A 24306-nucleotide genomic window follows, 5' to 3' on the forward strand; every position below is an offset into this window, starting at 1 on the left:
AATGCCAGTGCAAATAAAGATATGGAAGGGCCTTTTGCTTTATAGCTTAAGTTCTTCCATTTTAATAGCGTCTCCTCTTGTTTTGGCGAATAGTTCAGAGGGAGCGGCTACGATCCATGCTGTTCATTATGAAAAATTATCGGATAAGTACCGACTACTTTTGGAAACTGATCGCGATATTGAGTTTCAAGTCCTTTCTGATATGAATACCGATCAGGTAATCATTGAATTAAAGGATGTTAATGAAAATAACATAGCCGAAGCCTTGGCTAAAGCAATCTCATATCCCCATGCTTTAATTCGGAATATAGAAATTCAAACAGTTCATAATGTATTTCGTTTGCAACTTATATTAAATAAAAAAATAACAGCGAAAGTATTTAAATTTCAGTCCCCAGACAGTAGCAAGCATCAATTAGTAGTCGACCTGTCTCCCCATATTGAAACAGAAAATGGACTATTAATAAATGAAAAACTCACTCACTCTTTAGAAAACCCAGCTGGGTCAGTTTTGCCAATCAAACCTTCTTTTAAAGACGCAGAATTAGAGCAGACGACTCCACGCGAATTTGAAGAACTTTGGTTGGAAACTATGTTAAACAACCAGGTGCAACGTAATACACTATTCACTTTGCGAGATGGTAATGGAGATATTTTATTGTCAGAGCGAGATTTAACTGCTTGGCAATTACTATTACCTGCAAGTGGAGCTTTAGATTATCAAGGTGAGCATTTTTATTATCTTAAAGATCTAGGTATCCAGACAGAGATAGACTTACGTCGTCTGACTATGGATATTCAGGCACCCACAAAACTATTCAAAGCTAACACCTTAAATGGATTGCAGCAGAAAAAAACAATACTTACCCCTTCATCCAGAGGCGTATTTTTTAATTATGATCTTTCGATGATACAAAATAGTAGCGATCAGGAAGTCCGTAGTAGTGGGTTATTTGAAGTGGTCGCTTTTAATGAGTGGGGTAGTGGGTCAACAAACTTTCTAGCACAATATAATCAGGTGGCTAACTCTCCTGAATGGATACGTTTGGATAGCTATTGGCGCAAAGATGATCCAAATAAAATGCATACCTTAACTTTAGGTGATACTTATAGTCGAGGTACAGGTTGGAGTGGTGGAGTGCGTTTTGGAGGATTGCAGTGGGGAAGTAATTATAGTACTCAACCTGAATTTGTAACTCTTCCACTGATGAGTATGGCAGGTGAAGCGGCTTTGCCTTCTACAGTCGACCTCTATATTAATAATGCATTGCGTCTACAGCGGGAAATACCCCCGGGTCCTTTCAGCATTGACGAGATTCCCACTGTTACAGGCGACGGGCAGGCTAAATTAGTTGTACGGGATATATTGGGCCGTGAAAAGATTATTACACAAGATTTTTATTCCAGTCAGCAATTGTTGCGTGTGGGGTTAAATGAGTATTCACTCGAGTTTGGGGCCATTCGAGAAAATTATGGTCGTTCGAGCAATGACTATGGCCGTATGATGGCGGCAGCTACTTGGCGTAGAGGATTGAGTAATCGGTTTACCTTACAAACACATGCTCAAGCTCTTTCCGAACAAGGATTGTTAGGATTAGGAACATATTCCGTATTGCCCTGGGGTGGAATGCTTTCTCTAGCTGCTGCCGCCAGTTATAAAGATGATCGGCGAGGTGAATTTTTCAGTCTAGAATTACAGCGTCAGGGAAATATTTTCAGTTTTGGTTTAGATAAAAAGATCGCCAGTACAGATTTTGTGCGCTTAGGGATGATTGATGGACAGTCTTTACCCGCTGACCAGAGTAGAGTCTATGCCAGTATAAAAGGCTTGGGTTCAGGTTCTCTTAATGTGAATTATACCAGCCAGCAATATAGCGATGAGAATAAAATCGATTTTTTTACTGTAGGTTATAATTTTAGGGTTCTAGATATCGGTTTTATGCAACTTTCAGCAATTCATTTTCTAGATAAGTCTGATACAACTCTGCGTGCCGCTATAACACTTCCTTTGAGTACCCGTACTCGCACGAATCTGAATTTAGGTGCGACCCATATGAGGGATCGAAATGAGAGTTTTATTCAAGTACAACGGAGTCTGCCGGTAGGCACCGGATATGGCTATAACCTACGCGTCGGTATGGGAGAGAGTAAACAGCAACAAGGTTCTCTCAGCTATCAGAATGATTACACTACTTATCAACTTGAAGCTTCACACCTAAACGGACAAACTGGAGTTCGTGCGAATGTAAGAGGTGGCGCGGCCTTAATTGGAGGTACTTTGTTGCCTAGCCGGTACATCGATAACAGTTTTGCCATAATAAAAATACCTGACTTTGCTAATGTCCGTATTTATGCAGAAAATCAGGAAGTTACGAGAACCAATAGTAAGGGGGAGGCGCTCATTCCGAGACTGAGACCTTATGAACGCAATCAAATTAGAATAGAACAGTCAGACTTACCTATGGATGCAAAAATTAAAAGTTTGGACATGGATGTGTATCCTTACTACCGTAGTGGGGTGATGCTGAACTTTCCGGTTACTTCTACCCGTGAAGCATTTTTTAGTCTGGTTTGGGAGGATGGGAGTCCTTTACCAGTAGGTGCCATAGTGACCAATGAAAAAAATGAGCATTTTCCTGTGGGTATGCGAGGAGAGGTTTTTCTTACTGACTTAAAACAAGTAAATCACTTAAAAGCCACATGGAAAGATCAATCTTGTAAATTTATTCTGAATGTCTCAGATAGTCATGCACTCATATCTGAACCCAGTGAGATAGTATGTTACAGCCACTCTTTTTAATATTTTGCTGTTAAAAGTAATATAAGAAGTCGAACTATGATTGTTAAGCTGACCCAGTATGTTTCTTACACAATAATCTTTATTACTCTATATGCACCGTATTCTGCTTTTGCCAATTGTACTGCTTCTTCTAGTGGAGTGGTTTTTGGTAGTTATGATGTATTTGAGACGACTTCTAATGACAGCGTTGGAACAATTACTATTAATTGTAATACAAGCACTTCCTATACTCTAAAGCTCAGTGAAGGATATGGTAGTTTTAATGAGCGAAGACTGATCAATGGGGATAACTACTTAATTTATAATCTTTATACAGATACTGCACGTAATTTAATATGGGGAGATGGGGGTTCAGGGAGTATTATCCAAGGTAAAACTACTGCTGAATATTCTATTTACGGCCGTATTCCAGCAAGACAAAATGTATCTGTAGGAAGTTATAGTGATACCATCATCATTACATTAGAATATTGAATAACCAGAGATAAGTATTTAATTAGATTCTAATAAAATTTTTATTTTTCAAAAACGTAATATTATTAATACTTTGATAGATCATCATATTTCTAGAAATGGCTGTCTCGTTGAAAAGAGCAAATCAAATAAATATCTTCCAATACCTCGATAATGATAATGCTCTCAATCTTGTTTGTTGAGCGTTCAGTTATTAGAGCACTTAATAAAATCAAGATTATACTTAAAAAACACATTATATTTTTCAGATTTCTTTATCTTTGAACTATTTTATTTTTTTATAAGTTTCTAATGACATATATATGAGGTTTAAGTTATTTATAGGTGCAGGCCGTGCATAAAAGTGTAGGCGTCCGGTGAACCCGTGCCTATTGCCGGTGGTGGTCAATTGAGTAATTCCCAGTTATCCGAACAACTCAGATTGCAGTGCTTGCCCCCTGATCGCTGAGCAATTCCATGGTTTTGGACCAACTTTAGCGCATGAAAAGCTCAACACTGTGCATGGATTTGATCTTTCAGTGGAAACCCTACGTTGCTGGATGATTGTGGCTTCCTCCACGATCCAAACGTATGCAAAGCCCATATTATCCACGTTATAACTGTGATTGCTTCGGTGAACTGATCCAGATTGATGGCTCATATCATGCCTGGTTTGAAGGACGATCTGGCAAATGCTGCTTGCTGATTTATATCGACGATGCCACTGGAAAGCTGTTTCGTCTGCGCTTTTGTGAAGCTGAAACGACCTTGACTATATGCTTTCAACCCAAGCTTACATTGAATAATACGGCAAGCCTCTGGCCTTTTATAGCGACAAACATTCGGTATTCAGAGTCAATCAGAAATCCAGGCAAGACAGCCAGATCACGCAATTTGGGCGGATTCTAAATAATTTGAATATCGATATTATCTTTGCCAACTCACCACAGGCGTAGGGTCGTATGGAACGTGTCAACAGAACCCTTCAGGATCGCCTGATTAAGGAGATGTATCTGAAATGGGCCGCTGCTACTCTTCTAGAAAATTTTTATTTATTTTACCTAGGAGAGAACATTATGACTTTATATGATGACTATAAAGTTAATCCTTTATAGCAATCCTCCAATTATTTGACTTTATAAGCAATGACACTATCCCCCAATTGAGTTCCTAATGAGCCATGACCACCAGCAGAAAGAACGACGTATTGAGCTTTATCTTTACCAATGAAAGTCGCTGGAGTTGCTTGTCCACCTGCAGGAAGTTCAGTTTCCCATAGCTTTTCGCCAGTATTAATGTCATAAGCACGGAAAAAATTATCTGCAGTCGCTGCTTGGAACACAATGCCACCTTTGGTGGTTAAGGTGCCTCCATGAGCCAACATCCCCATGTTGAATCCAATCGGGAACCGGCCTGGCAAAAAAGTCGTTTTCAAGTTTTTAGTGTTGCCTATGCGACGTACCCATTCAGTTTTACCTGTTTTAAGATTCACCGCTGCTAAACGCCCCCAAGGTGGAGCGATACAGGGAATACCTAAATTAGATGCAAACTGTTTAATTTGAGTGGCGTAATGACCTTCAAAGTTTTCATTCCAATAAGGGGTGTTTTCCTGGGTAAATAAACGTTTTTCTTCAGTTTCCGGGGTACGTTTAATTAACTTATACAGATAAGCTAAACGCACAGGAGAACCAATTAAAATTTGACGCTCTGGGTCAATAGAAACCGAACCCCAGTTAAATACACCAATGTTACCGGGGAAGATAATCGAGCCTTTTTCGGTAGAAGGTGTCCACGGGTTACCATCATAACGATTTTTATTGAATTCGATACGACATTGAATCTGGTCAAACGGGGTAATTCCCCACATTGAAGCTTCAGTCAACATTTCAGGCATAAAGTTCAAGCTTGATTTAGGTTGAGTCGGTGCATAATTTTCACCAATGTCACCTTGAGTAGATACTTTGACTTGTTCAATCGGATAGACAGGCTTACCTGTTAAACGGTTGAGAACAAAGATGTTGCCCACTTTAGTCGGTAGAATAATTGCAGGTGATTTTTGTCTTTTGTAATCAATATCCAATAATGACGGTTGTGTAGGATTATCACGATCCCATAAGTCGTGATATGAGGTTTGGAAACTCCATTTCAACTTACCCGTATTTAAGTCAAGTGCGACTAGAGCATCGCGGAACTTTTCAGAATTGCTTGCCGGATCACGATCAAGGCCTAATAAATCGGGTGAAGCATTACCGAAGGGAATATAGACTAAACCATTTTTAATATCAGCCGTAAATGTAGACCAAGCCACTGGTGTGTCGTAGGGGTATTGCTGACCCTCTGCAAGTGGCTGGGTTAACTCTGGATTTGCAGGATCAAAATTCCATACCAATTGACCCGTGACCGCATCATAAGCACGGATTACACCAGATGGATTACCAGAATTGTAACCATTATCCATTACTGATCCGCCAATAATAATCAGATTATTGGCTACAAGAGGAACTGCCGTTTGCATATAAACATGCGGTAAAATTTCCCCCATGTTTTTAGTCAAATCGACTTCGCCATTGTCACCAAAAGATGAACATAATTTACCTGTATCTGCATCTAAGGCGATCAGTTTTGGATCAGTTGCCGTGGTGGTAATAATACGTTTACTGCATTCTTGCGGTGTAGCTGCAGCAGGGGGTACATTATTTGCAGATGTTTTTACAGCATTAACATCGAAATAACTCACTCCACGGCAGGTTTGATGTTGCTGCAAATACGAACCTTCCCGTTGAGGGATATATTTCCATTTCAACTGACCTGTTTCAGGTACTAAGGCATGAACTTGATTATTACCGGTACACAAGTAAAGCGTATCATTTACTTTTAGCGGTGTGGCTTCAAAGGTATATTCAGACGCATCAATTTTAGGATCACGTAGATCCCCGGTATGATATTCCCAGACAGCTTCAAGATTTTTTACATTTTTAGAATTAATTTGAGCTAATTTTGAATAGCGTAAAGCATCAGAATTACCGCCATATGCTGCCCAGTCTTGGGCAGCAACAGCTGCATCAGTCGCTTCTGCTGTATTTTCAATATTTCCTTTTTCACGAACTGGATCGTAAAAAAGAATACCTACTACCATTAAAATTATAACCCCTACAGTTCCACCTAAAAAGGGATGAAACTTTCGGTTCTCCGATTCAGGAGTCGAGGAAGCTGCTTTATATAAAGGCTTAACCACAAATGGCAGAGCCAACCAGAATCCGATGAGAGCAAATAATGCCCCACGTGGGATCCATTGCCATTTATCTAGTCCAACTTCAGTAACAATCCAAATCAGAATTGCCCACATCAGGAAAGCATAAACTGTCAGGACAATTTTTTTTTGAAGAAAAAGTAAGATCGCTGTTGCCAGTAAAACCAGTGCAATGAGGAAGTAGGCTAAGCTGCCTCCAACCATGAGTAATTTTCCACCCATGTACAACAAAGCGATTGCCAGTAAAGCTATTACAATACTCGTAATTTTATTTAGCATACTGGATTCCTTTTTATTATATATTGGTTAAATATTAACCTCTTTTAAAGTAAAAAACTCAGTCCGAAACGGAGAATGAATAAATAATTGAGACTAATGGTCGCGAAGTGTATTCAAATAAAATTAATCTCAAACCTTGATCGACCTTGCAATTCATTTAGGAAGGTTTAACAAATCATTAAGAATGCATTCTTTAAAAAAGGATAAGCACGATGGTTCTCTCAACTTATTTCAAAATCACCTTGTTTAGTAGCAGCCTATTATTCTGTCACTTAACTATGGCGGCCAATCAGGCAGGGTCTCAAGATCGTCAATGGCTATTAGGCGATTGGAATGGTCAACGTCAACAGCTTAAAGACCAAGGGTATAAATTAATTACTTCTATAATCACGGAAAGCGCATCTAATATTGATGGTGGCTATAATCATGATAATACTACCTTACATGCTTATACTCTCACTTTAGGCACAACTTTCGATTTAGAAAAGCTGTCTGGCTGGAAAGATACTGAAGCCAGTGTGCAAATTACCAAACGTGATGGTCAATCCCTGTCTGCCGAACGTATTGCAGACCCGCGTGCTGGCCAATTTAGTAATACGCAAGAAACCTATGGGCGTGGGCAAAAATGGCGTCTGACTCAAGCTTGGATTAAAAAAGGCTTTATGGAAAATAACCTGCAATTTAAAGTAGGTCGTATGGGACTCAATGAGGATTTTAATGGCGCTCAATGTGAGTTCCAAAACTTACTCCTTTGTGGTAACCAAATTGGTAAAAGTAATGGCAGTATTTGGTACAACAGCCCAGTGTCGGGTTGGGGCGCGAATGTGAAATATCAGTTTGCTTCAGATTGGTCTATTGCAACCGGTATTTATGAAATTAACCCAGAAAACCTTTTGGAAAATGGCGGCTTTAATCTCAGCATGGATGAAACCGAAGGTGCAATTATTCCTGTTGAGTTAGCCTGGAAACCTAAACTCAATGGTTTAGCAGGCGAATACAAAATTGGTGGTTATTATGCCAATGTTGATATTAAAGATGTTAAAAACAATAAAGAGCATGATGAAAAGCATAGTTTTTGGATCAATAGCCAGCAACAATTGACATCACATGCAGGTAATAGCAAACGTGGTTTATTTGCAGCTGGGAATTTTGTCTGGAATGACAAACAAACGTCTCAAGTTGAATCAACGCAACAAATTTCTTTTTGGTACAAAAGTCCATTTCGTCCAAATGACTCTATTGGCTTAGGCGTTGCACGTTTTGATGTGAATAATCGTGTACGTGATGCACAAAATTTAAAAAATGAGTCAAATGGTCTAACAGTTGCTGATTATAGCAATAGCGTATATCAACCCATTCAATATGATGAAGTTAATGTTGAACTAAACTACACTTACAATTGGTCATCTGCTGTGATGTTTCGCCCTAATATTCAGTATATTCACCAGCCGGGTGGGGTAAAACAAGTAGATGACGCGTGGGTTGCGGGCTTAACCATGCGTCTTAATTTCTAATTGGACTGACTATCCCCCAAAAAATTCTAGACCCAGATAAGCATCTTTTGATGGGCTTTGCATAATTTAATGGAGAACGCTGACCATTGGAATCATGCCTGTGTTTTGAATGATAAAACATCTTAATATATTCAAAGATATTAGACCCTGCTTCAGTTCTTGATGCATATTTATCGTCCTCATCCTTTCCTTTTAAAAACTCAAATAAACTCTCAGCAACAGCTTCATCATGACAATTGCCGCGTCTATATTCCTACTGCTTTCAAGATTATAAGGCCTAAGAAATAGCTCCCATTTATAACGAATGTATGGGCTAGCTGGGTGAGAGCGAGTCAGAACTGTGTTCTTTGGATGTTTCATAGGGCCATTTTGCATTTTACGCTAGTTTAAACAGGTTTAACCTATATCTCCCCCAAGCTTTCCCATTTTGGATCATCCTGCGCGATATCAGCTGTTTTAACCGGACAATTAAAAGGTTCGAAGGATTAGCTTGACCCAATTCCGCAATTTCAAACCAGGCCCCCAGTTGAATCAGGTATTTGGTCCGCGCTCTACGTTCCGCCTCTTTTTTCTCATTCAGTAATTTACGCACCAAGGTTTTTTATTTGTTGGTAGGATCCATAGCTTTTTCAGCTTTGATTACTCAAGATAACATTCAGCGCATCATTGCGGTCCATTTTAAACATTTCTTATTCAGCCATTCTTCATTCATCACAGAAGTTTATTGCCATAGACCGCTTAGAAAATCACTATTCATCATTGTACTTATAGGTTGATTGCTAGTGACGCAGCGTAGAAACTTTTTTGTCTAAGAATCAAACTTACTATGTTTTTTATCAGCTTATATAATTTCAGGAAAGCAAAATACTATTGTAATTTAAATATTTATAGAGTTGTTCACCCATTGAACTCCCTTTTATAGTTTCTGTCATACCGAAAGTGAATATATCGTTTAATATTAATTGGTTTCTTATATTTGACTGAAGTGTTATCTAAATTAAGCATATCTGTTTTAAGAATAAGCTTCTATGCACCGACATAGGCATCCCGTACTGTTTAGCCATTAATTATAAAAACGTAAACAGCTAAATGGAGTCAGCTATGTTTTTAAAAACGGTTAAACGCACAACGGCGTTATCTATTGCATTATTTTTATCGGGGCAGGTTTTGGCATTGGAGCTTGGAGCAGCACTACAAGCATCAGCTGGAAATACCATGGGTATTCCACTCAGTGCACCATTCAGTATATTGATCTGCCAGATGAGCAGATGTGTCTGACTGCAGTGAAGCAAAATGGTTATGCTTTAAAATACATCAAAGCGCAAAACCCCCAGATTTGTTTACAAGCCATTACCACTCATCCGCAAGCGATAAAATATGTAAAAAACCAGACCGATGAACTCTGCCTAAAAGCAGTAGAGAGTGATGGTCTGGCACTGCAGGATATTCACTATCCAAGTGCTGAGGTGTGCGAGCTTGCAATCCGCTCGAATCCGTCAGCCATTCGATATATTGACAATCCATCATCAGCTTTATGTTTACTAGCGGTACGTCGAAAGCCACATACGATTCAGTTTTTAAAAAATTGTTCAGAACAGATCTGGCTGGAAGCCATTAAACGCAATGCCTTGGTCATCAAATACTTAAAACAGCATACGGATAGTTTGATGCATGCCGCAGGCAAGTATAATCCGATGGCTCTTAAATATATTCAGAATCCTTCAGAAGCATTGGCTAAGTTTGCAATTTCCTTGGATTATGAAGCTATTCGCTACCTGGCCGATCCATCAGAAAAAATATGTTTATTCGCATTATCACAATCAAGTGATGCCTATCACTTGATTCAGAAAAAATTCAGAACGTCCAAAGTGATTGAGCAATATTTTAAGTTGAAGGATCAGACTTAACGGCATGCCTGTTATTCATTTTTTATCACATGATTATTCAGATAAAAGTTATATCTATTTGGATTTTTTAGGTAAAAAATGAATTAGGGAGGATGTGATGAAAACAACAACAGAGTTAAAAGGTTGAATTGAAAGCACGCCCATGACCCGTTATCAGTGGTTAATCATTTCAATTTGTATTCTGATTTATACTATAAAGGGTTTGGATATCTTGGCGATAGCATTTACTGCGCATTCGGTATCGCAGAGCTGGGGACTTAAAGGAATCATTTCTCAACGTTATCAAATCACAGCTATGATGAGTATGCTTGCAGGTACAGTTTTATCTTCCATTTTTATGGTGTTAGAAGGGTATAAAGGGTGGCGTGATATGGGAACTGAAGTGGCAGAGTTGATGCTGATAGCATGAGGACTGAATGCTGAAGAAGCCTTTGAAATTGCACGGTTAGATTTGCCGCATTTGAATGAGTTATAGGGGTTTTTAGTCATTACACGATTCTAAAAAAGCCCAGATCTAAGGTCTGTTGAGAATTAACTCGCGTTAATTCTCAACAGACCCAATATTTAAAGCTTTAAAATTGGAGCTAAGAAAGTTTTATTAAACTTCATTGATCATCTTATTCAACCAGTTTTTCAACCTTCATGCTTTCTCGATAATATGTACAGCCTTTGTACAGTAAAAACACTCCAATTACACCTGCGAAAGCATTCACAATTGAAATGGAATTTCCCACCATTACGGTGTTTTGGAAATATTTATCAGTAATTAAAGCAACAGCGGTGGTTCCTACACCAAGGGCAATCATATTTGAGATAAGCAGGAATTTGGCAGAAACTTGTGCACGTAGTTGGTTTGGGGTCAGCATTTGAGTTGCGGCTGCAGATGCTGGAATCGGGAATGTTGAGAAGAACATAGCCACAGATATCAGTGCAAATGATAAATACATGTTGTCGACCTGGGTAAACAATACGCTTGGAACAATTAAGGCTGCACAGCCGATTGCACCGGCACGGATAGCAGCATCACTGTATCCACGTTTAGAGAAAAAGTCGATCAGCCAGCCACAGAATAAGGCACCAGAGGTATTGGCCACTAAAATGATGCTCCCTAAGATATAACCGGTCTGACTTGCATCAAGGCCGAAGTTACGCATGTAATAAGCAGGTGCCCAGCCCAGAAGTGAATACAACATCATGGTATAAAAAGAAAAACCAATAAAATGACAGAAGAAAGTCTTCTTATGAGTCTTAATAAAGCCAATCGAATTCTTGAAGGAAGCCTTAACAACCTGACCATCCTGACCAACTTTCATACCCTTACGAGCAGGTTCACGCACCGTCAGAACCATGAGGAGCGCAAGCAATACACCGGGTAAGCCCACAATCATAAAGGTGAGTTGCCAGGTCTTCACTTCACCAATCACCGGTAAAGCCACGAAACTGATGTCTTTTAATAGGCCAATGACATAGCCGCCAATCAGGAAAGCTAAACCTGAACCAATAAAGGCACCAATCGCATACACACCGAGTGCACGGCCTAATTTTTCTTTAGGAAATAAATCGGCGACAATCGAATAAAATGCCGGGGAAAGTGCGGCTTCACCTGCACCCACACTCAAACGTGCCAGAAACATTTGAATGAAGTTTTTACTTAAACCACAGGCTGCAGTGGCAAGACTCCAGAAAGCAATACCAGTCGCAATAATTTTAATCCGGGACTTTCGATCAGCTAGCGCGGCAATAGGAAGGCCCATAATGGCATAGAACAACGAGAAAGCGAGTCCTTGCAACAAGCTAAACTGAGTGTCGCTGATCATTAAATCGGCTTTAATCGGCTCAATCATTAAAGATAAAATTTGACGGTCTACAAATGACAGAATGTAAGCCACCATACAGATCACCACCACGTACCATTGATAGGTACTGCTTTCTGGTGGCGGTTGAATCTGCTCCGAAACGGGTGAATTTGTCTCTGGCGATGTTGGCTCAAAACTTTGATGCGGCGGTTGAATCGTCCTTTCAACCACTTCTATGTCCAGCGATTTATCATTCATCATGCAACATCCTGTGCTGATTGTTTGAGATTTTAATTTGATACTTATAGTTTATATATTATTTTCATACTGTATCGTGTTTTGTTAATCTAGAGTTTAAATAACGTGCCGTCAATCAGTTTTTGATAAGAGATACAAATAATATTTAAATACAAAAAAAAGGAATCATAATGATTCCTTTCTTAATATTTAAACTTATTCGCCGCGCTCAACCAAGGTCAAAATATCATAGGTGGCGACCAGTTCATTGCGCTGATTTTTCACTTTAATATCCCACACCACCACACCGTGTGGCTTCTGTGCAGGATCGCGTAAGGCTTTAGGGGTTTTCTGCTTGCAAGTCAGTTCAACCTGAAGAGTATCACCAATTTTCACCGGTTCTACAAAGCGCAGATTGTCCATGCCATAGTTGGCAATTACCGGACCCGGCGCTGCATCGACGAACAAACCGGCCGCGGCAGAGACCACGAAATAACCATGTGCGACGCGTTCACCAAACAGGGATTCCGCGGCAGCGATTTTGTCCATATGCGCATAGAAGAAGTCACCGCTCAGACAGCCAAAGTTGACCAGATCGGCTTCTGTAACGGTACGTCGTGCGGTCAGCAAACGTTCACCAATACGCAATTCATCAAATGATTTTTTAAAAGGATGCACGCGGTCTTCAAAGACTTGAGCACCGGCGGTCCAGCTATGACCAACTTGGGTCATGGCATTTGGCGAGCCTTGAATCGCAGTACGTTGCATATAATGTTTGACTGCACGCAAACCGCCCAGTTCCTCGCCACCACCGGCACGACCTGGCCCGCCATGGACCAGTAAGGGTAATGGAGAACCATGTCCGGTACTTTCTTTGGCACTTTCCGCATCTAGAATATGGACACGACCATGCCATGGAGCAATTTTACTGAGTAGTTGCTCAATGTTTTCATCAGTATTACGGATGATGGATGCGACCAAGCTACCTTCACCACGTGCTACCAAATCGGCAAGCTGAGCCAGATCATGATACGGCATTAAAGTCACCACCGGACCAAAAGCTTCTACTTGATGAATATGCTGTGCCTGTTCGGGCGCTGTGCAGACTAAAACCGTAGGTGGATAGCAGGCTGATTTTTCAGGATTTTCGATCTGAAGAATAAAGTCCTGACGCAAGTGACTACCGAACACAATCTCTGCATCCTGGCTTAGCTGTTCAACTTTTTCAGCGACATCGTGTTTCTGTTTTACGCTGGCCAAAGCCCCCATACTCACGCCTTCTTGAGCAGGATCGCCTACGACGACTTTTTTCAGTTTTTCAATCAGTCTAGTCTGTACCGTGTCCAAAAGTGCGGCCGGAATGAACGCACGGCGAATTGCGGTACATTTTTGTCCGGCTTTGCTGGTCATTTCACGGAAGACTTCACGGACAAATAAATCAATGCTTTCATCATTGGCTTGCGCTGTCAAAATCGCGCTGTTAACTGAATCCGCTTCCATGGTGAACGGAATCGAGTAGGCATTTAAGTGTGGATGGGAACGGAGTTTTTGCCCTGTTGAAGCAGAACCAGTAAAGGTCACCGTATCTTGAGGATTCAAATGATCAAATAAATCATAGATCTGACCACAAATAAGCTGTAGTGCACCTTCTGGCAAGAAACCGCTTTCATGAATGGATTTGACCACGGCGTGGGTCAGTTCAGCACCTTCCGTTGCCGGTTTGACAATACAAGGCACACCGGCCAGTAGCGTAGGTGCGATTTTTTCCAGCATGCCCCAGATTGGAAAGTTAAAGGCATTGATATGGACTGCGACACCGGCTTTAGGACTCAGAATATGTTTGGCGCCAAAGTTGCCTTGCTTAGACAGAGGAATCCAGGCATCTTCGACCAACGCTGTTTCATCACTGAGTTCGCGACGCACCAAACTCGAATAGGCATATAAGGTCCCAATCCCGCCTTCAATATCAATCCAGGCATCTTTACGGGTACAGCCTGTCGCCTTGGCCAGCTGGTAAAACTCTTCTTTGCGTTCCATCAAATACTGTGCCACTTGCTTTAGTGCATTGGCACGTTGATGGAAAGTCCATGTGGCAATAGTGGAGCCTTTTTGTTTGGCATAATTCACTACGGCTTGGGTATCCATGCCCTGACTGCCGACCTGGTAAACCGCATCACCGCTAATGGCATGATATACCGTACGTAAATCGGCTTGAGCTGTGTATTCCTGACCATAGATCAGTGAGCTTAAGCTTTTGATGGAAATAGGATTATTTTGTGCCTCAGTATCTTGATAATCCATTGCGCTTGAGCCGCTATCTAACTCTAACATTGTAAAACTCCATTTATGATACGTTTTTAAAAGTATTTTAATTTTGATGTTTCATAATTTGTGATTAAAAAACTGAAATGTCAATCACAAATGTGTGTTTAAAAATGATTAGCAATAAAATAAAATTTATTTCTACATAAAAAACAAAAGTTTATTAAAAATATGCTGCAAAAATTAAATGATACTAATAAATATGTATTGATTTTAATTGTGTATCGTTTTAATTTGAATGTATCAACACTTGGGATAAGTGAGGGAACAATGAATAATCAACAACAAATCTTTGATCAAAAGATTGGAAAGGATATTTCCATCGAGCCGAAGGACTGGATGCCGGATGCTTATCGTAAGACTTTGATTCGTCAGATCGGTCAGCACGCACACTCTGAAGTGGTTGGCATGTTGCCGGAAGGCAACTGGATTACCCGTGCACCGACCTTGAAACGTAAAGCAGTGCTGATGGCAAAAGTCCAGGATGAAGCAGGTCATGCTTTGTATCTGTACAGTGCTGCAGAAACCTTGGGTGCGGATCGTGACGACATGATGGATAAACTGATTGCCGGTCGCATGAAATATTCATCCATTTTTAACTATCCCACCCTGAGCTGGGCTGATGTTGCAGCGATTGGCTGGCTGGTGGATGGTGCAGCCATTGTCAATCAGGTTGCGCTGTGTCGTACGTCTTACGGTCCTTATGCCCGTGCCATGGTGCGTGTCTGTAAGGAAGAAAGTTTCCATCAACGTCAGGGCTTTGAAGCCATGATGGAACTGGCCAACGGTACGCCAGAACAAAAGCAATTGGCACAGGATGCAGTGAACCGTTTCTGGTGGCCAGCACTGATGATGTTTGGTCCAAGTGATGATAATTCACCGAACAGTGCACAAAGTATGCAGTGGAAAATTAAATTATTCAGCAACGATGAGCTACGTCAGAAATTTGTCGATAACACCGTGTCGCAAGTCTTACAGCTCGGGTTAACGGTTCCAGATCCAGACCTCAAGTTTAATGAAGCAACTGGACATTACCAATTTGGTGAAATCAATTGGGATGAATTCTTTGCGATTCTTGCAGGCAAAGGGCCTTGTAACCATGAGCGTATTGAAGCACGCCGCAAAGCTTGGGAAGGCGGCAAGTGGGTACGTGATTCAGCCGCAATTTATGCTCAAAAACAGCAGCAACAGGCAAAAGCGCAAAAAGTTGCTTAAAACAGTTTGATCAATATAAGGAAATTTGCTCATGAATAACAAAAACAACTGGTCACTTTATGAAGTGTTTGTTCGTAGTAAACAGGGTCTGAGTCACCGTCATGTGGGAAGTCTGCGTGCACCGGATGAGGAAGTCGCACTACAAAACGCCCGCGATGTATATACCCGCCGCAATGAAGGCATCAGTATCTGGGTGGTGAAATCTGAATTGATTACCTCTTCCCAGCCAGATGAAAAAGCAGAATTTTTTGAACCGGCTTTGGACAAGGTTTATCGCCATCCAACCTTTTATAATATTCCAGCTGGCATCGAGCACATGTAAGGAAGAGGAAGAACATCATGACGAATCAAGTGTTGGCAGAATTTCTTTTACATGTGGGTGACAGTCAATTGGTCCTGTCGCATCGCCTAGCCGAATGGTGCGGCCATGCACCTGAGCTGGAGCTGGATATTGCACTGGCCAATATTGGACTGGATTTACTCGGTCAGGCACGTACCGCACTCAGTCTGGCCGGTGAAGTGGAAGGCTTGGGCCGTGATGAAGACAAGCTGGCTTATTTCCGCACAGAGCGTGAATACTGTAATTTACTGCTGTGCGAACAGCCGAATGGTGACTTTGCCCAGACTTTGGTCCGCCAGTGGTTGATGGATCATTATCACGCTTTATTATTTACTGCCTTAAGTGACAGCCAGCATGCTGAGTTGGCGGCCTTTGCAGTGAAGTCACTAAAAGAAGTGAAATATCACCAGCGTTTTTCCACCACCTGGATGGAGCGCCTAAGTTTAGGTACAGCAGAAGCGCATGAGAAAACCCAGCAAGGCTTAAACCAGTTATGGCGTTTTACAGAAGAGCTTTTTGTCCTGACGGCTGATGAAAAACAGTTGGTAGACATCGGCTTAATTCCAAATATCGAAGATTTAAAAGCACAGTGGCTGGATACCATTACAGCCGAGTTAGCTCGATTTGAATTAACCCTGCCAGAGCTGGGTGCTTATCGTAGTGGTGCTAAACAAGGTTTACATACAGAACATTTAGGTTATGTCTTGGCTGAACTGCAATATATGCAGCGCTCATATCCAAACATGAACTGGTAATTCGGCACAATCACAGGGAGTGAGTCGCATGAATCTGATTCGACACGTAGAAGATCAATGTTGGGACGTTTTGCAGCAGGTTTCTGATCCAGAGATTCCGGTATTGTCAGTGATAGATCTGGGCATGATTCGTGGCGTCGAGCTGAATCAGCAGGATGAAATTGTGGTACGACTCACGCCGACCTATAGCGGTTGTCCGGCCACGGATGTATTAAAGGCAGAAATTACCCAAGCTTTCGAGGCCAAAGGTTTGACGCCAGTCAAAGTGATTGTGGACCTGTCTGAAGCCTGGACCACCGACTGGATGAGTGAGTCAGGTAAATACAAGCTACAGCAGTATGGAATTGCGCCACCGCAAGGTCAGTCACATAGCTGTGGCACCCATGTCGCTTTAACTGACGGCATTACCTGTCCACAGTGTTTAAGTAACAACAGCAAATTATTAAGTGAATTTGGTTCGACCGCCTGTAAAGCCTTGTATCAATGTCGGGACTGCCTAGAAACTTTTGACTATTTCAAATGTATTTAATGTTTCGTTGAGCGTCTGCCTGAACACAAAAAAGAAAGAGCCAAAACGAAAGAGGGATTTTCCAATGAGCCAATTTATACCGTTAACCATTAAATCTATTCAGCTACAAACAGAGCAGGCGATCTGCATTGCATTTGATCTCGCGCCTGAACAATTGGATGTATTTAAATATCAGCCAGGTCAACATCTCACTATTCGCCACTTAACCGATGATGGCGAGCTACGTCGCTGCTATTCGATTTGTAGTGATACTCGGGAAGATATGAGTATTGCGATTAAAAAAATTGATCAGGGTCAGTTCTCCGCTTGGGCTAATGATCATTTGAAAGCAGGCGATGTTTTAGAAGTCATGCCGCCGCAAGGGGTGTTCTTTCAAAAAGCAGCCAAGGTCGGCGGTCAACATTATTTAGCTTTTGCAGCAGGTAGCGGGATTACCCCGATCTTATCGATTGTGAAGTCGGTCTTGAACCGTCAGCCTGAAGCGACTTTCACTCTGGTCTATGGCAACCGTTCCTGGAAACAGACCATGTTTTCTGAACAGATCATGGACCTGAAAGACCGTTTTAAAGAGCGTCTGCAACTGGTGAATATTTTTTCACGTGAATTGAATGATAGTGACATTTTTAACGGTCGGATCGATGCGGACAAATTACAGCAGTTATTTCGGGCCAATCTGATTTCTGCCGAAGCCGATCATTGTTTTGCCTGTGGTCCTGAAGAAATGATGGCAGCGGTGGAAACGGTATTGCCGACTTGGGGAATTCAGCGCGGCAAAATTCATACCGAACGCTTCAATACTGGGACTGTACCGAAAGCAACAGCCCAGCAGATGGAAAGCCGTAGCGAAGAACGCGTCAACATTATTCTGGATGGTCGTGAGCTGATTGTTGAAGTATCCAAACAGGATGACAGTATTTTAGATGCTGCACTACGTGCCGGGGCAGACCTGCCATATGCATGTAAGGGCGGCGTCTGTGCAACCTGTAAATGTAAGGTGCTCGAGGGTCAAGTTGAAATGGCTGTGAATTACAGTCTGGAAGAAGATGAAATTCAAAAAGGTTATGTGTTGAGTTGTCAGGCACGTCCAACCACGGCCAATGTCCGACTCAGTTTTGATGAGTAAAACCTAAATTTACCGCACCGAGCACAGCAGGAGTTCAAGGATGACCTATATTAAAACCAGCTCACCAAAACCCGGCGTAGTCCTGATTGAGCTGAATCGCCCGGAAAAGCGCAATGCCTTAAACAATGCCATCTTGCAAGACATTGCAGCATGCTTGCAGGGCCTGGAAACAGATGCTGCTGTGAAGGCCGTGGTCATCACTGGAAATACGCAATGCTTTGCTGCCGGTGCCGACTTAAATGAACTGGCACAACTGGATGTGGTGAGCATCCAGCAAGACCAGCGCCCACTGCTCTGGAAAAAAATTGATGAATTTTCCAAGCCTTTAATCATGGCCGTGAATGGCTATGCCTTTGGTGCGGGTTTTGAGTTGGCTTTGCATGCTGACATGATCTTGACTGGCGACAATGCCCAGTTTGCCTTGCCTGAAATTGGTTTAGGCATGTTACCGGGTGCCGGTGGCACACAGCGTCTGGCACGTTTAGTCGGGCAGCAGTTGACCATGCGCTGGGCCATGACCGGTGAAATGATTTCAGCTCAAACTGCACTCCAACACGGCATTAGCAGCCAGATCTGTCCGGCAGATCTTACGGTGCAATACGCACTGGAACTGGCAGAAAAAATTGCCAAGCAGGCACCGCTCGCTATTCGTGTCATCAAGCAGTCTTTAAAGTCGATTCATGAAGTGACTTTAAGTCAGGGACTGAAACTAGAACGTCAACATTTTGTCTGGCTGGCGGCCACTCAAGATCGCCAAGAAGGCATTAATGCATTTTTAGAAAAAAGAAAACCAGAATTTAGAGGTGTGTAATGGGTTATCAAACAATTATTGTCGAAGAAAAAAATGCAGTGGGCTATCTGACCTTTAACCGTCCGAAACAGCTCAACAGCTTTAATGAAACCATGCATCAGGAAGTCTCCAAGGTCATCAAGGCCTGGGTCAAAGACAGCCAGATTCGTGCCGTGGTCATTTCAGCTGAAGGTCGCGGTTTCTGTGCCGGTCAGGATTTAAATGATCGTGTGGTCGATCCGAATGTTGATGCACCAGACTTGGGTTTGTCGATTGAAAAATACTACAACCCTTTAATCAAGCTGATTACCGAAATGCCAAAACCGGTAATTTGTGCAGTGAATGGTGTGGCAGCAGGGGCAGGTGCCAATATTGCCTTAGCTTGTGACATTGTGATTGCAGCAAAATCAGCCTCATTTATTCAAGCCTTTTGCCGTCTAGGTTTAGTTCCAGATTCAGGCGGTACCTGGTTCTTGCCTCGTTTGGTCGGGCGTGCTCAGGCGATGGGCCTTGCCATGCTGGGCGATAAAATTCCGGCTGAACGCGCAGTACAACTGGGCATGATCTGGCAGGTCGTAGAAGATGAGCAATTAAAGATAGAGGTCATCAAAATGGCCGAGCATCTGGCCAAGCAACCGACCTATGGTCTGTCACTGATTAAAAAAGCCATTCATGCTGCAGCTGACAATAATCTTGATCAGCAGTTAATTCTGGAGCGTGATTTACAACGTTTGGCAGGTCAATCGAGTGACTATAAAGAAGGTGTACAAGCCTTTATGCAGAAACGTACCCCTGAATATAAAGGATGCTAAATCATGCAACAGATCAATTTAGAGCAAGTAAAAGTTGCTGTGGTCGGTGCTGGGACCATGGGGATTGGCATTGCGCAACTGGCAGCCATGCACGGGCATCCGACCTATGTGTTTGATGTTGATCGCAGCAAAGTTCAGAGTGCCTTAAGTGCTTTAGAAGCACAGCTCAGCAAGCGGGTACAAAATGGCAAAATGACCCATCAATTACTGGAAAGTACTTTCGCCAATCTGATTGTGGCAGAGGATATTCAGCAGCTTGCCGATGCGGGCTTAATTATTGAAGCCATTGTCGAAAAGAAAGAAGTGAAACAAAACCTGTTTCAACAGCTTGCTGCCATTTGCCCGGAACAGACGATTTTTGCTTCCAATACCTCATCGATTTCCATTACCGCAATTGCCTCGGCTATTCCGAATCCGGAACGGGTGATTGGGCTGCATTTCTTTAATCCGGCACCCGTGATGAAACTGGTCGAGATTATCCGCGGACTGAAAACCTCAGCAGCGATTGCTGATGCGGTATTTGCCCTGATGGCATCTTGGAAAAAAGTTCCGGTACGGGCCAAATCGACTCCCGGTTTTATCGTCAATCGTGTCGCGCGACCGTATTATGCCGAAGCCTTTCGTGCCTTGCAGGAAAATGCTACCACACCGGAACAGCTCGATTACATCATGCGCGAATGTGGCCGCTTTGCCATGGGACCGTGCGAACTCACGGATCTGATTGGACAGGATGTGAATTTCTCGGTGACACAAAGTGTTTATCAGGAGTTTTTCTATGAGCCACGCTACCGCCCATCCTTGATTCAAAAAGAACTGGTCGATGCCGGCTGTTACGGCCGCAAGTCTGGACAGGGTTTTTATGATTACGCTCAGGCCAAGCCTGCACCAGTGTATGAATTGCCAGTGTGTTATGCCAAGTTGCTGAATAAGCTCAAAGTCACGGTAAAAGGTGAATGGCTGCATTCATTAGCACTGATTGAACGTTTAAAACAGGCATCTCATGTGGAACTGAGTTTTCAGGTAGCAGAACAGAATGAAATCCTGATTGGTGATCTTTCCTTGCGTTTATCGCTTGGAGAGTCGGTTGAACTGGCTTATCCGCATGACCCGGTGGTGTTGATGGACTGGCATGCAGACTGGAGCAATGCTAAGGCGATTCCAGTGGTAGCATCACCGGCTTGTAGTGAAGAACAGCGTCAAGCGGCAGAACTATTCCTAATAGGTATGAATGTGATACCAATTTGGTCTAAGGACCATCCAGGTCTTTATGTTATACGTAGTATCGCCATGCTGGTGAATGAAGCGTGTGAAGCCGTATTGCATGATATTGCATCAGAACAAGATATTGATTCTGCTATGAAATATGGTGTGAATTATCCTTGTGGTCCATTTGATTGGGCAGATAGAATTGGATATTACACAATTTTACAAATTTTAGAAAATATGTATCATATTTATGGTGAAGATCGCTATAGAACTAGTATATATTTAGCAAAGAAAGCGGTGCAGGGACATGCACAGAAAACTCAGCAGCAACCATTACGCGTCGCGGGCTAAAAGGAAGAATCATGCAACAGGTTTATATTTTTGATGGCATACGCACCCCGATCGGACGCTACGCCGGTGGACTGAGCAGTATCCGTAGCGATGATCTGGCAGCGCTACCGATTCAATATCTCAAAGATCAGTATCCTGCATTACCATGGGCAGAACTAGACGAAGTCATTTTAGGCTGTGCCAATCAGGCCGGTGAAGATAACCGTAATGTGGCTCGTATGGCGGCTTTACTCGCAGGACTACCTGAATCTGTTCCAGCGCTAACCGTGAACCGCTTATGTGCCTCAGGTCTGGATGCCATTGGACTGGGAGCACGTGCTATCAAATCGGGTGAAGCACAATTTATTTTGGCCGGTGGGGTAGAATCCATGAGCCGTGCGCCGTTTGTACAATCCAAACCAACCACGGCCTTCAGCCGTACGCCAGAAATTTTTGACACCACCATCGGTTGGCGTTTTATCAATCCAAAATTTAAAGCGCAGTTTGGCGTCGACAGCATGCCGGAAACTGCAGAGCACGTGGCCGAGAAATACCAGATTAGCCGTGCAGATCAAGATTTATTTGCCTATCACAGCCAGCAGAAAACAGCAGTAGCACAGCAGAAAGGTATTTTTGCCGAAGAAATTCTGCCGGTAGAGGTCAAAGGTTCGAAGAAAACTACCCTGACCATTTCCCAAGATGAGCACCCACGTGCAGAGACTACGCTGGACAATCTGTCAGCCTTAAAAACACGATTTCGTAAAGAAGGTGGTTCAGTCACCGCCGGTAATGCTTCGGGTGTCAATGATGGTGCAGCTTGCGTATTGCTAGGGAATCAGCAGTTTGCCGAGCAGTATGGTTTACGTCCGAAAGCCAAAGTGATCGGGACAGCCAGTGCCGGTGTTGAAGCCAAATATATGGGCATTGGACCGGTGCCAGCCGTGCAGAAAGTCTTGAAGCAGACGGGTCTAAGTCTGGAACAGATGGATGTGATTGAACTAAATGAAGCTTTTGCTGCGCAATCGCTAGCCGTGATTCGTGAACTGGGTCTACAAGATGATGATTCAAGAATTAACCCGAATGGTGGTGCAATCGCTTTGGGTCATCCTTTAGGTATGAGTGGCACCCGTCTGGTGATCACGGCCATGAAAGAACTGAAACGTCGTAATGGAAAATATGCCCTCTGTACCATGTGTGTTGGTGTAGGACAGGGAGTTGCACTGATTCTAGAAAATATGGATTAACAACATCATTCTATTAATGAAATAAATCGTGGTCAGGATGACTGCGTCAGGAGTAAGAATATGAATAACAATGCAATGGAAAAAATTGAAACAGTATCGGTTGATGAGTTACGCAGTGTCCAGCTTCAGCGTATGAAAAATACCCTGCAGCATGCGTATCAGAACAGTCCGGTTTATAAAAAGAAATTTGATGATGCTGGTGTGCATCCGGATGATTTGAAATCACTGGAAGACCTGGCTAAATTCCCGTTTACCACCAAACAGGATTTACGCGATAACTATCCGTTTGGCATGTTCGCTGTTCCACAGGAACAGATTGTACGTGTGCACGCATCTTCTGGCACCACTGGCCAGCCTACCGTGGTCGGTTATACCCAAAATGATATCAATGTGTGGTCTGACGTGGTGGCGCGTTCTCTTCGAGCAGCCGGTTTGACTAGCAAGGATATCATTCAGGTGTCTTATGGTTATGGTCTGTTTACTGGCGGTTTAGGTGCCCATTATGGTGTTGAACGCTTGGGTGCAACCGTGATCCCGATGTCAGGTGGACAGACGGAACGTCAGGCTCAGCTAATTCATGACTTTAAGCCGACTGCATTGATGGTCACCCCATCTTACTGTCTGAATATTATTGAGGCGCTTGAGAAAAAATTTGGAACCGCTAAAAACTGTTCGATTAAAACCGGTGTATTTGGTGCAGAGCCATGGAGCAATGAAATGCGCAAGGAGATTGAAGAACGCCTGGGCATTAATGCATTGGATATTTATGGTCTGTCAGAAGTCATGGGACCCGGCGTGGCGATGGAATGTCTGGAATCTAAAGATGGCCCAACCATCTGGGAAGATCATTTCTATCCTGAAATCATTCACCCTGAAACAGGTGAAGTGTTGGCAGACGGTGAGTTAGGTGAGTTGGTCTTTACCACCATTACCAAAGAAGGCATGCCGGTGATTCGTTATCGTACCCGTGACTTAACCCGTTTATTGCCAGGAACTGCTCGAACCATGCGCCGAATGGATAAAATTGTCGGGCGTAGTGATGACATGATGATTATCCGTGGTGTGAATGTATTCCCATCCCAGATTGAAGAACAGATTTTACAGATCCAGCAACTCATCCCTAATTATCAAATCCATATTTGTAAACATGGACATATGGATACGTTGCATATCAGTACTGAAATGCGTAAAGATAGTAGTGATATTATGGCGCATCAGCTGGCGACTCAGCTTAAGGGCCAGATTAAAACTATGGTGGGTATTAGTGTAAGTGTGGAAGTGTTACCAGAAGGCAGTCTGCCACGCTCTGAAGGTAAGGCACAACGTGTGTTTGATATCCGCAAGTCTGCATGAAGTTCTATTGGATGATAGCCAAATGGTCTATCATCCAGTCTTTAAAAGGTA

At 42.7% G+C, this 24306-nt stretch carries 19 protein-coding genes and 3 pseudogenes; 17 read left to right on the top strand and 5 right to left on the bottom strand.

All coding sequences use genetic code 11. The features are described from left to right. Nucleotide 1 precedes the first annotated feature (1 nt). The 3 genes and pseudogenes from ACP69Y_RS12790 to ACP69Y_RS12800 form a co-directional block, all read left to right on the top strand. Nucleotides 2-2800, top strand: coding sequence for a fimbria/pilus outer membrane usher protein (locus ACP69Y_RS12790; protein WP_425918748.1), 2799 nt, complete (start codon nucleotides 2-4; stop codon nucleotides 2798-2800). Between the two features lie 36 nt (nucleotides 2801-2836). After that, entirely contained in the window at nucleotides 2837-3274 is a 438-nt protein-coding gene (locus ACP69Y_RS12795; protein WP_425918749.1) for a Csu type fimbrial protein, read from the top strand. Nucleotides 3275-3647: 373 nt separating this feature from the next. After that, nucleotides 3648-4308 (top strand): annotated as a pseudogene (locus tag ACP69Y_RS12800) (ISNCY family transposase); the annotation flags it as partial. 71 nt (nucleotides 4309-4379) lie between these two features. Here the strand turns inward: ACP69Y_RS12800 and ACP69Y_RS12805 are convergent. Next, entirely contained in the window at nucleotides 4380-6782 is a 2403-nt protein-coding gene (locus tag ACP69Y_RS12805; RefSeq protein ID WP_425918750.1) for a membrane-bound PQQ-dependent dehydrogenase, glucose/quinate/shikimate family, read from the bottom strand. Nucleotides 6783-6994: 212 nt separating this feature from the next. Between ACP69Y_RS12805 and ACP69Y_RS12810 the strand changes: the two genes are divergently transcribed. Beyond that, complete coding sequence (locus ACP69Y_RS12810; protein ID WP_425918751.1) at nucleotides 6995-8296, top strand: carbohydrate porin; 1302 nt, start codon at nucleotides 6995-6997, stop codon at nucleotides 8294-8296. A 26-nt stretch (nucleotides 8297-8322) separates the two neighbouring features. Here ACP69Y_RS12810 and ACP69Y_RS12815 read toward each other — a convergent pair. Both ACP69Y_RS12815 and ACP69Y_RS12820 read right to left on the bottom strand, forming a co-directional pair. Continuing rightward, nucleotides 8323-8653 (bottom strand): annotated as a pseudogene (locus tag ACP69Y_RS12815) (IS3 family transposase); the annotation flags it as partial. 44 nt (nucleotides 8654-8697) lie between these two features. After that, nucleotides 8698-8939: pseudogene (locus tag ACP69Y_RS12820) on the bottom strand (conjugal transfer protein TraD); the annotation flags it as partial. 458 nt (nucleotides 8940-9397) lie between these two features. Between ACP69Y_RS12820 and ACP69Y_RS12825 the strand changes: the two are divergent. The 3 genes from ACP69Y_RS12825 to ACP69Y_RS12835 all read left to right on the top strand — a co-directional run bounded on the left by ACP69Y_RS12825 (nucleotide 9398) and on the right by ACP69Y_RS12835 (nucleotide 10612). After that, nucleotides 9398-9574, top strand: coding sequence for a hypothetical protein (locus ACP69Y_RS12825; RefSeq protein ID WP_425918753.1), 177 nt, complete (start codon nucleotides 9398-9400; stop codon nucleotides 9572-9574). Next, entirely contained in the window at nucleotides 9565-10203 is a 639-nt protein-coding gene (locus ACP69Y_RS12830; RefSeq protein ID WP_425918754.1) for a DUF4116 domain-containing protein, read from the top strand. The genes ACP69Y_RS12825 and ACP69Y_RS12830 overlap by 10 nt, the downstream gene beginning before the upstream one ends. Before the next feature lie 142 nt (nucleotides 10204-10345). Beyond that, nucleotides 10346-10612, top strand: a complete 267-nt coding sequence (locus ACP69Y_RS12835) for a hypothetical protein (protein ID WP_425918755.1) — start codon at nucleotides 10346-10348, stop codon at nucleotides 10610-10612. A gap of 208 nt (nucleotides 10613-10820) precedes the next feature. Here the strand turns inward: ACP69Y_RS12835 and ACP69Y_RS12840 are convergent, their stop codons facing one another. Both ACP69Y_RS12840 and paaZ read right to left on the bottom strand, forming a co-directional pair. Then, nucleotides 10821-12260: a spinster family MFS transporter gene (locus ACP69Y_RS12840; RefSeq protein ID WP_425918756.1), complete on the bottom strand. Its 1440-nt coding sequence runs from the start codon at nucleotides 12258-12260 to the stop codon at nucleotides 10821-10823. 192 nt (nucleotides 12261-12452) lie between these two features. Continuing rightward, nucleotides 12453-14567 (bottom strand): phenylacetic acid degradation bifunctional protein PaaZ, encoded by a 2115-nt coding sequence (gene paaZ / locus ACP69Y_RS12845; protein WP_425918757.1) that lies wholly within the window; start codon nucleotides 14565-14567, stop codon nucleotides 12453-12455. A 261-nt stretch (nucleotides 14568-14828) separates the two neighbouring features. On the opposite strand from paaZ, the gene paaA reads away from it, so the two are divergent. The 10 genes from paaA (at nucleotide 14829) to paaK (ending at nucleotide 24255) form a co-directional block, all read left to right on the top strand. Continuing rightward, complete coding sequence (gene paaA, locus ACP69Y_RS12850) at nucleotides 14829-15773, top strand: 1,2-phenylacetyl-CoA epoxidase subunit PaaA (RefSeq protein WP_425918758.1); 945 nt, start codon at nucleotides 14829-14831, stop codon at nucleotides 15771-15773. A gap of 31 nt (nucleotides 15774-15804) precedes the next feature. Then, the gene (gene paaB / locus ACP69Y_RS12855; RefSeq protein WP_004279183.1) at nucleotides 15805-16095 is read left to right on the top strand and encodes a 1,2-phenylacetyl-CoA epoxidase subunit PaaB; all 291 of its coding nucleotides are present in this window, start codon (nucleotides 15805-15807) and stop codon (nucleotides 16093-16095) included. A 17-nt stretch (nucleotides 16096-16112) separates the two neighbouring features. Further along, nucleotides 16113-16868: a 1,2-phenylacetyl-CoA epoxidase subunit PaaC gene (gene paaC, locus ACP69Y_RS12860; protein ID WP_425918759.1), complete on the top strand. Its 756-nt coding sequence runs from the start codon at nucleotides 16113-16115 to the stop codon at nucleotides 16866-16868. A 28-nt stretch (nucleotides 16869-16896) separates the two neighbouring features. Next, complete coding sequence (gene paaD / locus ACP69Y_RS12865) at nucleotides 16897-17397, top strand: 1,2-phenylacetyl-CoA epoxidase subunit PaaD (protein ID WP_425918760.1); 501 nt, start codon at nucleotides 16897-16899, stop codon at nucleotides 17395-17397. Between the two features lie 64 nt (nucleotides 17398-17461). After that, entirely contained in the window at nucleotides 17462-18520 is a 1059-nt protein-coding gene (gene paaE / locus ACP69Y_RS12870; protein ID WP_425918761.1) for a 1,2-phenylacetyl-CoA epoxidase subunit PaaE, read from the top strand. Between the two features lie 40 nt (nucleotides 18521-18560). Further along, nucleotides 18561-19331 carry an enoyl-CoA hydratase-related protein gene (locus ACP69Y_RS12875; protein WP_425918762.1) on the top strand — a complete coding sequence of 257 codons (771 nt, stop codon included), beginning with the start codon at nucleotides 18561-18563 and terminating at the stop codon, nucleotides 19329-19331. Then, the gene (paaG, locus tag ACP69Y_RS12880) at nucleotides 19331-20122 is read left to right on the top strand and encodes a 2-(1,2-epoxy-1,2-dihydrophenyl)acetyl-CoA isomerase PaaG (RefSeq protein ID WP_425918763.1); all 792 of its coding nucleotides are present in this window, start codon (nucleotides 19331-19333) and stop codon (nucleotides 20120-20122) included. Before ACP69Y_RS12875 ends, paaG begins: the two co-directional genes overlap by 1 nt. Before the next feature lie 3 nt (nucleotides 20123-20125). Next, a complete protein-coding gene (locus tag ACP69Y_RS12885) occupies nucleotides 20126-21679 on the top strand; it encodes a 3-hydroxyacyl-CoA dehydrogenase (protein ID WP_425918764.1) in 1554 nt (517 codons plus the stop codon). Between the two features lie 11 nt (nucleotides 21680-21690). Further along, nucleotides 21691-22902: a 3-oxoadipyl-CoA thiolase gene (gene pcaF, locus ACP69Y_RS12890; protein ID WP_425918765.1), complete on the top strand. Its 1212-nt coding sequence runs from the start codon at nucleotides 21691-21693 to the stop codon at nucleotides 22900-22902. A gap of 60 nt (nucleotides 22903-22962) precedes the next feature. Then, nucleotides 22963-24255: a phenylacetate--CoA ligase PaaK gene (paaK, locus tag ACP69Y_RS12895; protein ID WP_425918766.1), complete on the top strand. Its 1293-nt coding sequence runs from the start codon at nucleotides 22963-22965 to the stop codon at nucleotides 24253-24255. Nucleotides 24256-24306: the final 51 nt, after the last annotated feature.

It is taken from the genome of Acinetobacter sp. TSRC1-2 (assembly GCF_049895885.1).
Taxonomy (GTDB): domain Bacteria; phylum Pseudomonadota; class Gammaproteobacteria; order Pseudomonadales; family Moraxellaceae; genus Acinetobacter.

What these genes read in the sequence shown, in the direction of transcription:
- paaE (WP_425918761.1), top strand. Translation starts at nt 17,462, where the DNA reads ATGAGCCAATTTATACCGTTAACCATTAAATCTATTCAGCTACAAACA.
- ACP69Y_RS12830 (WP_425918754.1), top strand. Translation starts at nt 9,565, where the DNA reads ATGTGTCTGACTGCAGTGAAGCAAAATGGTTATGCTTTAAAATACATC.
- ACP69Y_RS12875 (WP_425918762.1), top strand. Translation starts at nt 18,561, where the DNA reads ATGACCTATATTAAAACCAGCTCACCAAAACCCGGCGTAGTCCTGATT.
- paaZ (WP_425918757.1), bottom strand. Translation starts at nt 14,567, where the DNA reads ATGTTAGAGTTAGATAGCGGCTCAAGCGCAATGGATTATCAAGATACT.
- ACP69Y_RS12835 (WP_425918755.1), top strand. Translation starts at nt 10,346, where the DNA reads ATGACCCGTTATCAGTGGTTAATCATTTCAATTTGTATTCTGATTTAT.
- paaK (WP_425918766.1), top strand. Translation starts at nt 22,963, where the DNA reads ATGAATAACAATGCAATGGAAAAAATTGAAACAGTATCGGTTGATGAG.
- paaG (WP_425918763.1), top strand. Translation starts at nt 19,331, where the DNA reads ATGGGTTATCAAACAATTATTGTCGAAGAAAAAAATGCAGTGGGCTAT.
- ACP69Y_RS12805 (WP_425918750.1), bottom strand. Translation starts at nt 6,782, where the DNA reads ATGCTAAATAAAATTACGAGTATTGTAATAGCTTTACTGGCAATCGCT.
- paaD (WP_425918760.1), top strand. Translation starts at nt 16,897, where the DNA reads ATGAATCTGATTCGACACGTAGAAGATCAATGTTGGGACGTTTTGCAG.
- paaA (WP_425918758.1), top strand. Translation starts at nt 14,829, where the DNA reads ATGAATAATCAACAACAAATCTTTGATCAAAAGATTGGAAAGGATATT.
- pcaF (WP_425918765.1), top strand. Translation starts at nt 21,691, where the DNA reads ATGCAACAGGTTTATATTTTTGATGGCATACGCACCCCGATCGGACGC.
- ACP69Y_RS12885 (WP_425918764.1), top strand. Translation starts at nt 20,126, where the DNA reads ATGCAACAGATCAATTTAGAGCAAGTAAAAGTTGCTGTGGTCGGTGCT.
- paaB (WP_004279183.1), top strand. Translation starts at nt 15,805, where the DNA reads ATGAATAACAAAAACAACTGGTCACTTTATGAAGTGTTTGTTCGTAGT.
- ACP69Y_RS12810 (WP_425918751.1), top strand. Translation starts at nt 6,995, where the DNA reads ATGGTTCTCTCAACTTATTTCAAAATCACCTTGTTTAGTAGCAGCCTA.
- ACP69Y_RS12790 (WP_425918748.1), top strand. Translation starts at nt 2, where the DNA reads ATGCCAGTGCAAATAAAGATATGGAAGGGCCTTTTGCTTTATAGCTTA.
- ACP69Y_RS12825 (WP_425918753.1), top strand. Translation starts at nt 9,398, where the DNA reads ATGTTTTTAAAAACGGTTAAACGCACAACGGCGTTATCTATTGCATTA.
- ACP69Y_RS12840 (WP_425918756.1), bottom strand. Translation starts at nt 12,260, where the DNA reads ATGATGAATGATAAATCGCTGGACATAGAAGTGGTTGAAAGGACGATT.
- paaC (WP_425918759.1), top strand. Translation starts at nt 16,113, where the DNA reads ATGACGAATCAAGTGTTGGCAGAATTTCTTTTACATGTGGGTGACAGT.
- ACP69Y_RS12795 (WP_425918749.1), top strand. Translation starts at nt 2,837, where the DNA reads ATGATTGTTAAGCTGACCCAGTATGTTTCTTACACAATAATCTTTATT.